General features: G+C 69.2%; 9 protein-coding genes and 1 pseudogene. 4 read left to right on the forward strand and 6 right to left on the reverse strand.

All coding sequences use genetic code 11. The features are described from left to right. Positions 1-212: 212 nt before the first annotated feature. Complete coding sequence (locus CLV01_RS02740) at positions 213-2,831, forward strand: PepSY domain-containing protein (RefSeq protein WP_099732443.1); 2,619 nt, start codon at positions 213-215, stop codon at positions 2,829-2,831. 137 nt (positions 2,832-2,968) lie between these two features. Here the strand turns inward: CLV01_RS02740 and CLV01_RS02745 are convergent, their stop codons facing one another. From CLV01_RS02745 to CLV01_RS02765, 5 genes are all read right to left on the reverse strand, one after another. Beyond that, positions 2,969-4,129, reverse strand: a complete 1,161-nt coding sequence (locus tag CLV01_RS02745; protein ID WP_099732442.1) for a CMD domain-containing protein — start codon at positions 4,127-4,129, stop codon at positions 2,969-2,971. A gap of 7 nt (positions 4,130-4,136) precedes the next feature. After that, positions 4,137-5,618 carry a SidA/IucD/PvdA family monooxygenase gene (locus CLV01_RS02750; protein WP_099732441.1) on the reverse strand — a complete coding sequence of 494 codons (1,482 nt, stop codon included), beginning with the start codon at positions 5,616-5,618 and terminating at the stop codon, positions 4,137-4,139. Positions 5,619-5,683: 65 nt separating this feature from the next. Then, positions 5,684-6,691, reverse strand: a complete 1,008-nt coding sequence (locus tag CLV01_RS02755) for a Bug family tripartite tricarboxylate transporter substrate binding protein (RefSeq protein ID WP_034368821.1) — start codon at positions 6,689-6,691, stop codon at positions 5,684-5,686. A 162-nt stretch (positions 6,692-6,853) separates the two neighbouring features. Next, positions 6,854-7,243: a YXWGXW repeat-containing protein gene (locus CLV01_RS02760; protein WP_013800295.1), complete on the reverse strand. Its 390-nt coding sequence runs from the start codon at positions 7,241-7,243 to the stop codon at positions 6,854-6,856. A 182-nt stretch (positions 7,244-7,425) separates the two neighbouring features. Further along, positions 7,426-8,166: a helix-turn-helix domain-containing protein gene (locus tag CLV01_RS02765; RefSeq protein ID WP_012202467.1), complete on the reverse strand. Its 741-nt coding sequence runs from the start codon at positions 8,164-8,166 to the stop codon at positions 7,426-7,428. 114 nt (positions 8,167-8,280) lie between these two features. Here CLV01_RS02765 and CLV01_RS02770 point away from each other — a divergent pair, with 114 nt between their 5' ends. Both CLV01_RS02770 and CLV01_RS02775 read left to right on the forward strand, forming a co-directional pair. Continuing rightward, on the forward strand, positions 8,281-9,105 hold the full coding sequence (locus CLV01_RS02770; protein WP_099732440.1) for a hypothetical protein: 825 nt from the start codon (positions 8,281-8,283) through the stop codon (positions 9,103-9,105). An 11-nt stretch (positions 9,106-9,116) separates the two neighbouring features. Further along, a pseudogene (locus CLV01_RS02775) lies at positions 9,117-11,080 on the forward strand (MFS transporter). On the opposite strand, the gene CLV01_RS02780 reads toward CLV01_RS02775, so the two are convergent. After that, positions 11,077-12,261 carry a saccharopine dehydrogenase family protein gene (locus CLV01_RS02780; protein WP_099732439.1) on the reverse strand — a complete coding sequence of 395 codons (1,185 nt, stop codon included), beginning with the start codon at positions 12,259-12,261 and terminating at the stop codon, positions 11,077-11,079. The pseudogene CLV01_RS02775 and the gene CLV01_RS02780 overlap by 4 nt on opposite strands. A 310-nt stretch (positions 12,262-12,571) precedes the next feature. On the opposite strand from CLV01_RS02780, the gene CLV01_RS02785 reads away from it, so the two are divergent. Beyond that, on the forward strand, positions 12,572-13,045 hold the full coding sequence (locus CLV01_RS02785; RefSeq protein ID WP_099732438.1) for a YiaA/YiaB family inner membrane protein: 474 nt from the start codon (positions 12,572-12,574) through the stop codon (positions 13,043-13,045). The last annotated feature ends 33 nt before the right edge of the window (positions 13,046-13,078 follow it).

The raw sequence follows: 13,078 nt of genomic DNA on the forward strand, positions 1-13,078 counted from the left end.
CGTGCAACACGCCGTAAATGAGAACAATTTAGAATTTCTCGCTGATTGGCGCCTTCCGTCGACAAGTCCCGGCCAACGCCGCCCGGGGCCGATGCACAGGTGCCGCACACTTTCATCTCTGCCCGCCTGCCTTCCATGCACCGTTCTGTCCTGATGTTCCGTTGCGCACCGCAATGGATTTCCGACCGACGTCGCCTGCTCGCCTGCTCCCCATGACTTTCAAGAAAATCTGGTTCCAGTTGCACTGGTTCGTCGGCATTACGGCCGGTACGGTGCTCATCGTCATCGGGCTGTCGGGCGCGGTGTTCTCGTTCCACGAGGAGATCCTGGGATGGATGAATCCCGGCACGGCCTCCGTGCCCGCGCGTGATGCCGCGCCGCTGGCGCCGCCGCAGATTGCGCAGGCGCTGCGCGAGGCCGGCGAGCAGCGCGTGGTCCAGCGCATCACCGTCTTTGCCGAGCCCGGCCGCTCGGCCCAGGTGGCCTTCAAGCCGCCGGCCGGCCAGCGCCGGGGCCAGACGGTCTTTGTCGATCCCTACACGGGCGCGCAGCTGCCTGAGCAGCACGGCACGGAGTTTTTCGAATGGGTGGAGCGCCTGCACCGCTGGCTGCTGCTGTCGCGCGATGACGGCAAGCCCATCACGGGCACGCTGGCCGGCCTGTTGCTGATGCTGTCGCTGTCGGGCCTGTACCTGCGCTGGCCGCGCCGGCCGCTGTCATGGCGCACATGGCTGACCTTCGATCCGGCGCTCAAGGGCCGCTCCTTTCTCTGGGGCCTGCACTCGGTGGCGGGCACCTGGGCCCTGGTGGCCTATGTGGTGTTCACCTGCACCGGCATGTACTGGGCCTTTGGCGTGGTGCGCAGCACGGTGGATGGCTGGGCCGGCGTGCCGCCGCGTGTGGCCGCTCCCGCGGCGCCGTCCTCGAAACCCGGTGACGGCCGGCCTGAGCCGGCTGGCGCGCAGCAGTCCATCGACATCGCGCCCGGCTGGGCCGCCTTCGAGCGCATCGCCCATGGCTGGCAGTTCGCCCAGCTGCGCCTGCCCGAGCGCGCGGGCCAGCCCCTGCAGATCAGCTGGCTGGATGCCGATGCCGCCCATGAGCGCGCGCGCAACCAGATGGCCCTGCTGCCCGACGGCGCCGTGCAGCGCGACGAACGCTATGCCGACCTGCCCACGGGCCGCCGCGCCGTGGGCGCCATCTACCCGCTGCACATGGGCACCTATTTCGGCATGCCGGGGCGCATCTTCATGACGCTGGCCTCGCTGATCATGCCCCTGTTCGCCATCACGGGCTGGATGCTCTACCTGGACCGCCGGCGCAAGGCGCGCGCCCTGGCCAAGGAGCGCCAGGCGCTGATGAAGGAGCCGCCACCGTCCACGTCTGCGGGCCAGGACACCGTGCTGGTCGCCTTTGCCAGCCAGGCCGGCCGCGCCGAGCGCTTGGCCGTGGCCACCGTGGCCGCGCTGCGCGGTGCAGGCATGGCGGCCAGCCTGCAATCCGTGGCGGCGCTGGATGCCGAGCAACTGCGCCACCACCGGCGCGTGCTCTTCGTGGCCAGCACTTTCGGCGAAGGCGACCCGCCTGATGCCGCGCGCCGCTTTGCGCGCCTGCTGGGCGCGGCCTCGGGCTCGGCCCTGCCGCACCTGCAATACGGCCTGCTGGCGCTGGGCGACCGGCAGTACGCGGCTTTCTGCGGCTTTGGTCATGCGCTGGACCACCAACTGCGCCGCCTGGGCGCGCAGCCCGTGTTTCCGCTGATCGAGATGGATGGCGAGCAACCCCAGGCCTGGAATGCCTGGCAGCAGGCGCTGGCTGGGCATTTCGGGGCCTTGCCGCCTGCATCGGATGCGCTGCCTGCGTCCGCTGCAGGCCCGCTGGCCGATGCCACGGCCTTTGCCGCATGGCCGCTGCAGGCGCGCAGCCTGTGCAATGCGGGCAGCCAGGGCGCAGGGCTTTATGTGCTGGACTTGGCACCGCCCGAAGGCGTGGCCCCGCTGTGGCGGGCTGGTGCGCTGGCCGAGGTGCTGCCCCGCCATGGCGCAGCCACCGTGCAGGCCTGGCTGGCCGCCCAGGAATGTGACGGCTCGGCACCCGTGCAATGGCGCCAGCAGACCTGCACGCTGGGTGAGGCGCTGGCCGCCAGCGTGCTGCCGGCCCCGGGCGACATCGCCCCCGGCACCGCGCCCCAGGCCGTGGCCGATGCGCTGCGGCCACTGCTGCCGCGCAGCTACTCGGTCGCCTCGCTGCCGCAGGACGGCCATGTGCGGCTGCTGGTGCGCCAGGCCCGCCATGACGGCGGCCTGGGCGTGGCTTCGGGCTGGCTGACGGCGCATGCGGCCCAGGGCACATCCGTGGCCATGAGACTGGTGGAAAACCGCGCCTTCGAGCCGCGTGAAGAGGCAGATGCCGAGCCCGATGCGCCGGCCATCTTCATCGGCAACGGCTCCGGCTATGCCGGCCTGCGCGGCCACCTGCTGGCGCGCATGCACGCAGGCCGCCACCGCAACTGGCTGCTGTTCGGTGAGCGCCAGCGGGCCCATGACGGGTACTGCGAGGCCGAGGTCTCCGGCTGGCTGGCCGCAGGCAAGCTGCAGCGCGCCGACTTCATCTACTCCCGCGACCAGGCCCGGCGCCGCTACGTGCAGGACGCCCTGCGCGAAGCCGCCGAACCCCTGCGCGACTGGATCGCCGAGGGCGCCGTGCTCTACGTCTGCGGCAGCGCCGACGGCATGGCCGCAGGCGTCGATGCCGCGCTGGCCGACATCCTGGGCGCTACCGCCGTCGAAGACCTGATCGTCGAAGGTCGTTACCGCAGGGATGTGTACTGAGGTGAAGCGCCGCGTCTTAATGCACAGCGCATGAAACTGGCGCGGCCCAAGTCAGGGACACCGAGCAAGGGCCGCCCCGCCGCGAGGGTGTCGTCCCCCTCCCGCGTAGCGAGAGAGGGGGAAGGCGCGTAAGCGCCTCAGGGGGTGATGTACTTCTCTTTCCCGAGATTGAGCATCAACCGGTTCGCCCAGCCGAACAGCGCGGCCGAATGCAGCATGTCCAGGATTTCCTGGTCGGTGAGGCCGGCATCGCGCAGCGGCTGCAGCTGGGCGGCGCCAAAGCTGCCGGGTGCGCGCGTCAGCGCCAGCGAGGACTGGATGATGGCGCGTTCGCGCGCATTGGTGCCGGCCGTGTCGGGGTCATCGAACATCTGGGCCATGACATCGTTGCGCTTGGCCAGCTGCTCGAAGCGCTGGGCGTGGACCGATGCGCAGTACACGCAGCCGTTGGAGCGCGACACGGCCGTGGCCGCCACCTCGCGCTCGGCGCGCGACAGGCCACCGGGTGCATACATGATGGCGTTGAAGGCCTGCGAGCGCTCCGACAGCACGCGCGGCTGGCGGGCCAGCAGCAGGTAGAAGTCCGAAGTGCGCGCCTTGGGGTGGCTCAGGTCCAGCACGGCCTGCTGCTCGGCCGTGGCCGTGGCGGGGTCGAGCACGGGCAGCCAGGACGTCCAGTCCAGCGTTTCGCTGGTGTAGCCGTTGCGGCGCAGCGGCTCGCCCGGTGGCGGCAGGTTGGCGGGGTGCACGAAGGGTGCGGCGGCGGCTTCGGCAGCCGGTGCGCTGGCCTGGCCGCCCAGCGCGTCCATGGCCTGCACGCCCGCGAACAGGCGCAATTGGTAGGCGATGAAGCCCACCAGCTGGGCCACCAGCACGGTGTCGTCGATGGACAGGCCGGACTCGGGCATGGCCAGCAGGGCGGCGCGGTCGCTTTCGGCGGGGTGCAGGGCCAGGGTGCGCACGAAGTGCAGGGCCGCATCCAGGCGCGCATTGCCGGTCTGGGCGCCGGGCTGGGCCAGCACGGTGCGCAGCGCGGGCGTCAGGGCATCGCCCAGGGACTCGGCACGCTGGCGGTATTCATCGGCCAGGGCCTGCACGCCGCTGACGCGGCATTGCTCGCTGGCCAGCACCAGGCGCTCGGCGCGGGACAGGCTGTCGGCCAGGCCGTCGCCCAGCAGCAGGTCCTCGCAGGCCTGGGTGGCAATGGCTACCTTGTCGCGCTGGCGGCGCGTGGCGAAAACGGGGGACAGGTCGGTCAGGCCGGCCAGGCGGTCGATGGTGTCGTTGGCGGTGGTCATGGGTATCTCAGGTCTTGTCTGCCAGGGCCCGCACGCGGGCTTCGGGGTCGGCGGTCGTCCATTCGCTGCCGTCGAGCTCTGGCTCGGAATAGGACTGCAGCTGGGCGTAGTGGTGTTCCAGGTCCTCGCGGTAGAACAGCGAGGCCAGGCCCTGGGCCAGCTTGCGCGCGCCGTCGCTGATGGCGGGGATATCACCCGACACCGTGCCGTGCGACAGCGCGGCCGGATAGCAAAAGCAGTGCACATGGTCCAGGCCGGGCAGGGCGCCGGGCGTCTTTTCCTGGAACTCGAACAGCGGGCCCAGGTCGGGCGAGTCCGACAGTTCCTGGTCCTCGGCACCCGCCTCGGGCACGAAGCGGTCGCTCCAGATGCGCACATGGGGCGCCAGGTCGGCGAACTCGGGGCGCTGGCGCCAGTCGATGGCAAAGCCGGTGGAGACGATCAGGAAGTCCAGCACGAACACGCCGCGCGGCGTGTCCACGCGCAGCCTGTCTCCGTCCTGCTCCACCTTCTGCACGGCGCAGCCCAGGTTGAAGTGGGCGTTGGCATGGCGCGAGACGCGCAGCGTGCTGCCGTGCGGAGGTGGCACCTGCTGCACGTTGATGTAGTGGCGTATGCGCCATTTCCAGGCGTCGGGCAACAGGAACTGGCCGTGCGTGAGGCCGGGCGTGCCCGAGCCCTTGGATTTGTTGATGCGCGGCAGGTCGCTGCGGCGCACCAGCAGGTCCACGCTGGCGGCGCCGTTCTCCAGCGCGGTGGCCGCGCTGTCCATGGCCGAGGAGCCCGCGCCCACCACGCCCACGTGCAGGCCGGCCAGGCGGCGGTAGTCGAGCACGTCGGAGGAGTGCGCCCAGCGGCTGCGCTCCACGCCCTGCATGAAGGCGGGGATCTGCGGGCCGCCCAGGCCGTCGCGGCCCGTGGCCAGCACCACGCGGCGCGCCAGCCAGGTGCGCGAGGCGCCATCGGCCGTCACATCGACCTCGACCGTGCCGTCGGCCTGCGGGCGGATGGCCGTGACCTGGTGGCCGTTGCGCACGTCGCAGCGCATCACGCGGCGGTACCAGCGCAGGTAGTCCATCCACTGCAGGCGCGGGATCTTGTCCAGCGCGGCCCAGGCTTCGCGGCCCCATTGGGCGATGAACCAGGCGCGGAAGGTCAGCGAGGGCAGGCCCAGCGCGGGGCCGGTCAGCTCCTTGGGCGAGCGCAGGGTTTCCATGCGCGCCGTCGTGGCCCAGGGGCCTTCGAAGTCCAGCGGGGCCTTGTCCAGCAAAACGGCCGCGATGCCCAGCTGGGACAGCGCGGCCGACAGGGCCAGGCCGGCCTGGCCGGCGCCGATGACCAGGACATCGTGCACGGGCTGGCCGTCGCGGGTGGAGGGAGGAATCCAGGCCTTGGCAGGCCAGCCCAGGGCGACGAGGTCGTCGCGCAGGCGTTCTTCAAGGGCAGCCAGGCCCGCAGGGGCCGGGGCTGCCGGTTCGGTCAGGGACATAGACTCACCAGGAACTCACGAGGAAAGGCGCGCCAGCGGGGCAGGGCCTGCGGGCGCGCGCGGCATCAATCGATGCTGATTTTCGCGTCTTTGACCACCTGTGCCCACTTCAGGCGGTCGTTGTGCACGGTTTTCTTGAACTGCTCGGGCGTTTCGATGCGGATGGCATTGCCCTGGGACTCGAAGCGCGCACGCACCTCGGGCAGCTCCAGCACCTCGCGCACGGCCTGGCTGAGCTTGGCCACGATGGCCGGGTCCGTGCCCTTGGGCGCGAAGATGCCGAACCAGATCGAGCTGTCGAAACCCTTGGTGCCCGTCAGGCCGCTGGAGGCGATGGTGGGCACTTCCTTGATGACTTCCACGGGCTTGGCCGTGGTCACGCCCAGCAGGCGCACCTTGCCGCTCTTGTAGTGGGGCAGCACGGTCTGGACCTGGTTCATGATGCAGCAGGTCTCGCCGCGCAGCACCGAGGTGATGGCCTCGGGGCCGCCCTTGTAGGGCACGTGGACCATGTTCAGGCCCAGGCGCGCATTGAACTCGGCAAAGGCCATGTGCGTGCCCGCGCCGTTGCCCGTGGAGGCGTAGTTGTACTTGCCGGGGTTGGCCTTGATCTCGTCCACGAACTCCTTGAGGTTCTTGACGTTGATCACGTTGGGATTGATGGTCAGCACGTTGGACACATCGATCAGCGGCGCCACCGGCACGAAGTCGGTTTCCACGTCGAAGGGCAGCTTCTTGTACAGCGCGGCATTGCTGCCGTGCGTGGCGGCCGTGCCGAAGGCCAGCGTGTAGCCGTCCGGCTTGGCGCGCGCCACGATCTCGCTGGCGATGTTGCCGGCCGCTCCCGACTTGTAGTCAATGATCAGGGGCTGGCCCAGGCGCTGGGACAGCGGCTCCTGCACGCCGCGCGCGATCACGTCCACGCCCGAGCCTGCCGGGAAGCCCAGGATCATGGTCACGGGCTGGTGCGGCCACGAAGCCGCCGAATCGGCTGCCACCGCTGCGGTGGAGCCGAAGACGGCCAGGGCCGCGGCGGCGGCGGGAATCCAGGAGCGGAAAAACGAGGGGCGCATGGTGTGCAGGGAAATCCGGTGAATCAATTCCCATATTTTCCTGAGAACTTAATGAGCCACTTTTATATGCATATGTTGGTATGAAGCCAGTGTGGGCATGGCCACAGCGCTCAGCAAAAAGCCCGCCGATGGGGCGGGCTTCATGCCGGGCGCAAGCGCCCATCAATGGCGGTAGGGGTTGTTGGGGCGACGGTCATGGCGGTCCGGCACGCCGTCGCGGTCACGGTCCCAGCGGCCGGGTGCGTAGCCCCAGCGGCCACCCTGCTGCGACCACACGGGCTGGCGGTACACATAGCCGGGACGCGCCTTGACCCAGTGGCCGGCCACCCAGGCATGGCGGTGGCCCTGCGGGCGCCAGTAGCCGGGAGCCCAGACGTAGCCGCGGCGCGGTGCAGGAACCGCCTCGTAGCGCATGGGAGGCGGCGCGCCGAACTGGACCGAGATGGCGGCGCCCGGCGCCGCATAGGTCACGTTGGCCTGGGCCTGCGCGGTGCCGGCCCATCCGGCCAGGGCCAGGGTGGCGGCGATCAGCGGTGTGCGAAGGGAAATCATGGCGGCTCCTTGTCCTTGGTTCATCGGGCTGGAGTCCTGGTGAAAGGAATCCATGACTGCATGGTGCAGCTCCATCGTCAATCCCGGGTTGCCGCGCCGCGAAGTCTTGCAATCTTGTGTATCGCCTTGGTGAAGCCTTGTTGCCAGGCGCTGCAGCGCAGGCTGCCGTCCTGCAGCCGCCGTCAGACAGTGCCTCTTCGGAGCGCCGTGAACGCCGTGAATTCCCAGCTGCGCATGGCCAGCACCAGGGTGTAGCCCTCGCGCTGGCCCGGCGGCAGGCGCTGGTCCTGCAGGTGCTGCTGGGAAAAGTCATGGGCCAGCCGCTGTATGCGTTCCACGAAGCTGGGCGCCAGGTGCCGGCCGATGGAGCCGTGCACCATCAGCATGCCTTCGCCCGGCTGGTCGAAGCCGCCGCCGAAGTAGTCGAGCACGGCGTTCTCGCGGAAGTACTCCATCACCGGCCCGCGTGCGCGCCAGCGGAAGGTTTTGGCCAGGCGCAGCCGGTAGCGGTTGCCGGGGCGCAGTTCGATGATGCCGATGCGGTCCAGCTGGGCCAGGTAGCGGATGCCTTCGGCCTCGGTCATGCGGTAGGTGGCCACGATCTGCTCCAGCGTCCACTGGCTGAGCACGCAGATGGCCATCAGCAGCAGCTTGCGGTCGGCGACCACGGCGTTCTCCTGCTCGGGCGTCATCTCCTGCAGCAGCGGTTGGCTGTCGGCCACGCGGCGCGCCAGGTCGGCGAAGTCCAGGCTCAGCGCGCGGCAGATGGCATCGATGCGCGACAGCGGCATGTCGCCCTTGGCCAGCATGCGCTTGACGCTGGACTCGGCCATGCCCAGGGCGCGCGCCAGGTCGGCATAGGTCATCTGGGCGGCCTTGAGTTCCTTCTTGAGGGCGATGACGAGGTCGGCAGTGGTGCTCATGGGTAGCGATTATCGATACCCGAGGTGCTGGTTTGCGCGGCGGGTGCAGAAAAACGATGCTGGAAGAGCCGATGGCTCGCCACACTCCGCCTCACTTTTCACGAGGAGCAACACATGCCATCCGTATCGATTTCACCGGCCGCCGCCCTGCGCACGCTGTACTGGGGCACTGCCCTGCTGCTGCTGGCCGCCTGGCTTGGCCCCGCCGTGCCGCAGTCGCAGGACTTTCACGCGTTTGCCGATCAGCGCGCCTGGGGGGCGCTGCCCCATGCGCTGGATGTGCTCAGCAACCTGGGCTTTGCCTGGGCCGCCGTGGCGGGCGCGCGCCTGCTGCTGGACCGGCGTAGCCAGGCGCTGGCGCCGGCCCTGCGCTGGTTGGCCGCGCTGTTCTTCACGGGGCTGGCGTGTTCGGCCATAGGTTCGTCCGTCTACCACTGGGCACCCCACGATGCCACCCTGGCCGGCGACCGGCTGGGCATGTCCATGGCCTTTGCCGGCATGCTGGGGCTGGCGCTGCAATCGCGCATTGCCGACCGCGTGGCCGTGCGTGCCGCGGTGGCCATGCTGGTCGCCGCCGTGGCCTCGGTGCTGGTCTGGCTGCATGGCGGCAACCTGCTGCCCTGGGCGCTGGTGCAGGGCGGCGGCATGCTGGCGGTGCTGGGCCTGGCCTGCGTGGCGCCGCGCCATGGCGCGCTGGCGCTGCGCCTGGGCGTGGTGATTGCCTGGTATGGCGCGGCCAAGCTGCTGGAGTGGGGCGATGCGGCCGTCTTCGAGGCCACGGCCGGGCTGGTGTCCGGCCACAGCCTCAAGCATGTGGTGGCGGCGGCCGCCGCCCTGCCCGTGATCGCCGCGCTGCGTGCGGCCGGCACGGCGCGCATGACCAGTACGGGCACAATGTGCGCCGATGCGTGCGGCCACGGCGGCGCCACCAACCGTTGAGGGAAGACAAGATGTTCCAGCAAGAGACCGGCAGCCCGTCTGCCCCCACCGCAACGGCCGGCGCCGTGCCATCGGCCGCGCACGAGCACCCCAACCAGTTCGCCCTGCTGGGCCAGCGGCGCTTTGCGCCGTTCTTCTGGACGCAGTTCTCGGGGCGGCCAACGACAACCTGTTCAAGTTCGCGCTCACCGTGATGGTGACCTACCAGCTCAGCGTCTCCTGGCTGCCTTCGGCCATGGCGGGGCTGGTGATCGGGGCGCTGTTCATCCTGCCGTTCCTGCTGTTCTCGGCCACCTCGGGCCAGCTGACGGACAAGTGGGACAAGACCCGCATGTTCCGCCTGGTCAAGAACCTGGAGATCGCCATCATGGCGCTGGCCGCCTGGGGCTTCATCCAGGCCAATGTGCCGCTGCTGCTGGGCTGCGTCTTCCTGATGGGCCTGCACTCCACGCTGTTCGGCCCCGTGAAATTCGCCTACCTGCCCCAGGTGCTCAGCGAGCGCGAGCTGACGGGGGGCAACGGCATGGTGGAGATGGGCACCTTCGTGGCCATCCTGCTGGGCAACGTGGCAGGCGGCCTGCTGGTGGCCGTGCCCGAGGTGGGGCATATGCAGGTGGCCGTGGCCTGCCTGGCACTGGCGGTGATCGGGCGGATCTTTGCGCAGTTCATCCCCAATGCGCCGGCCACCGACCCGCACCTGGTCATCAACTGGAACCCCTTCACCGAGACCTGGCGCAACCTGCAGCTGGCCCACGAGCAGCCCGCCGTGTTCCGCTCGCTGCTGGGCATCAGCTGGATGTGGTTCTTCGGCGCCGTGTTCCTGGCCCAGTTCCCCAGCTTTGCCAAGGAGGTGCTGCATGGCGACGAGCATGTGGCCTCGCTGCTGCTGGTGGTGTTCTCGGTGGGCATTGGCACGGGCTCGCTGCTGTGCGAGGTGTTCAGCCGCCGCCATGTGGAGATCGGCCTGGTGCCGCTGGGCGCCATCGGCATGAGCGTGTTCGCCGTGGACCTGTTCTTTGCCTCGCGCGCGCTGCCGGCTTCCGAGCTGATGGGCGTGGGTGCCTTCTTTGCCCAGCCCGCGCACTGGCGTGTGATGGCCGACCTGGGCATGCTGGCCCTGTCGGCCGGCATCTACAGCGTGCCCATGTACGCGCTGATCCAGATGCGCAGCCAGCCCACGCACCGCGCGCGCATCATCGCGGCCAACAACATCCTCAACGCGCTGTTCATGATCGCCTCCAGCGTGCTGGCCGGCGCGCTGCTGGCGGCGGGCTTCAGCATTCCCCAGGTATTCCTGATCACGGGCATTGCCAATGCCGTGGTGGCGGCCTACATCTTCTTGCTGGTGCCCGAGTACCTGCTGCGCTTCGTGGCCTGGGTGGCCTCGCGCTTCGTGTACCGCTTCAAGGTGCAGGGCGACGAGCACATTCCGGCCACCGGCGCGGCCATCCTGGCCTGCAACCATGTGAGCTTTGTCGATGCCGTGCTGCTCATGGCCGCCAGCCCCCGGCCCATCTACTTCCTGATGGACCACCGCATCTTCCGCGTGCCCGTGCTGGGCTGGCTGTTCCGCCTGGCCAAGGCCATCCCCGTCGCGCCCCAGAAGGAAGATCCCGCCACCTACGAGGCTGCGTTCGAGCGCGCCGCCCAGGTGCTGCGCGAGGGTGATCTGCTGGCCATCTTCCCCGAGGGCGGCATCACGCGCGACGGGCAGCTGCAGGAGTTCCGGGGCGGCATCATGAAGATCATCGAGCGCGCCCAGGCCGATGGCCTGCAGGTGCCCGTGGTCCCCATGGCGCTGACCAATCTCTGGGGTTCGTACTTCAGCCGCATTGAGCAGGGCGGCGCCATGGTGAGGCCCTTCCGCCGTGGCCTGTTCAACCGCGTGGGCCTGAACGTGGGCCAGCCCATGGCCCAGGCCGAGGTGCAGCCCGCGCTGCTGCGCGAGCGCGTGCTGCGGCTGCTGGCGGCCTAAGAGGGGTTCTGTTCCTCTACCGTGAAGCTCAGGCCGGCATTGGCCTTGAGCCTGGCGATGAGCGCGTTGCCCATGGCAGGCGCCGTGGTCCAGATGCCGCCAGGCGTGTCCGGGGCGTCCTGCAGCAGGCAGACGGCTGCCTCGGTGATCATCTTGGACGTGGAGCCGTAGCCCGGATCGCGGTCGCCCTTGACGCCCACGCGCAGGCTGTGGCCGGCCGCGTCGGTGCCGATGAACAGCACGTCGTAGAAGCCCGATTCACGCTCCTCGCGCGATGGCCCCTCGCCAGGCTGGGGGCCGTCGTCCGCGCCCAGCGACTTGTCGGCCGCCACGGCGTTGGCCAGGGCCTCGCCCTTTTCGCCCGCGCCTGTGACCATCATCTCGTCGTAGACAAAGTCGGCGCCATAGGCATGGCCCAGCAGAAAGTTGGAGCGGTGCACGTTGCGCGTGTTGATGGCCGCCATCACGAAGGGCGCCACCCACAGGCCCAGCACCTCGTCCACCATGGGCTTGCTGCCGGACGGTTGGCGCGGGCCCTCGAAGCCCGGCGTGAGCGAGAACGGATTGCGCAGCAGCTCCAGCACGCCCGGCTGGGCGGCGGCCGCCGCCATGGTGGCCTTGAGGCTGGCCGCCGTGCCGCCCGAGAACGTGCCCTTCATCTTGCGCACCCGGCCCCGCACGCGCTGGGCGGGCTGCCCGAAGCGGGCCTGCATCTCTCGCTGCAGCATGAACACGCCCAGGTCGAAGGGAATGGAATCGAAGCCGCAGGAGAACACGATGCGCGCGCCGCTGGCCCGGGCTGCGGCCTCGTGTGCATCGATCATCTGGCGCATCCACGCTGGCTCGCCACACAGGTCCACATAGTCCACGCCGGCGCTGGCGCAGGCGGCCACGAGTTCGTTTCCGTAGAGCTGGTAGGGGCCCACCGTGGTCAGCACCAGGCGGGTCTGCTCCATCAGCGCCTGCAGGCTTGCGGGATTGCCGGTGTCGGTCACCACCAGCGGGGTATCGGCGGGCGCGCCCAGCTCGTCGCGCACGGCCGCGAGCTTGGCGGCATTGCGCCCGCCCATGGCCCAACGCAGGCCGCTGCCTGCGGGGTAGCGCCTGAGCAGGTACTCCACCACCAGCCGGCCCGTGAAGCCGGTGGCGCCGTGGACGACGAGGTCAAAGGGTTTGGTCATGGGAGATCTCCATCAATCAGCGTGGCGAACGTGCGATTGCCCGCTGCACTGCAGCCGGGGTGGGCGCATTGTCTGTGGCGCGCCGCAGGGTTCCTGTCGCCCAGGTGCCGTGCCCGATGGTCTGTGTGCTGGTGTCACGTGCAGGAACTTTTTGGGGCGTAAACAACAGTCAAAAACTTGAAAAGTACCGTTTGGAGATACTCAATGGCCTGTGTCTGGCCACTGTTACGGTTGAATGCAGACACGCAAGTTACGTCTGGGCACCATGCGTCCCGTGTTCAACCAATGCCCTTGAGGGGCACCTCGGCAAATGTCCTCTTCTCCCATCGTCGTTCAGCGTGATACCCGGGCCTGGCAACTGCAGGTGTGGGTGTCGTTCGGCATTGCGGTCTCGCTGTGCGCCATCGGCCTGGCATGGCTGCCCGGCGAGCAGCTGGAGCAGGCCTTCATGGTGATGGGCTATGTGTTCTGCCTCTCGGCCGCCTTCGTGCTGGCCAAGTTCGTGCGGGACAACGAGGGCGGCCGCAGCGGCGCAGGCGACACGCCCATGTGGAAGCTGGTGGTCTGGGGCGGCTTTGCCGTGTCCATGGCGCTGACCGGCTGGGGGCGGGTGAGCATGGACATCAACGTGACCTACAAGGCCTTCCTGGGTGTGAGCTGGCTCTACCTCATCACCACCGCCTTCACGCTGGCCAAGATGCTGCGTGACCGCCACGAGGCCGACCTGGCGCAGGCCCGCATGCATGGCCGCCGCGAGGCCGCGCAACCGGCCGACGCCGAGTGATGTCCACCCCTTCCCCGCATTTCCAGGAGTCCA

This window comes from Delftia sp. 60, assembly GCF_002754395.1.
Taxonomy (GTDB): Bacteria; Pseudomonadota; Gammaproteobacteria; order Burkholderiales; family Burkholderiaceae_C; genus Comamonas; species Comamonas acidovorans.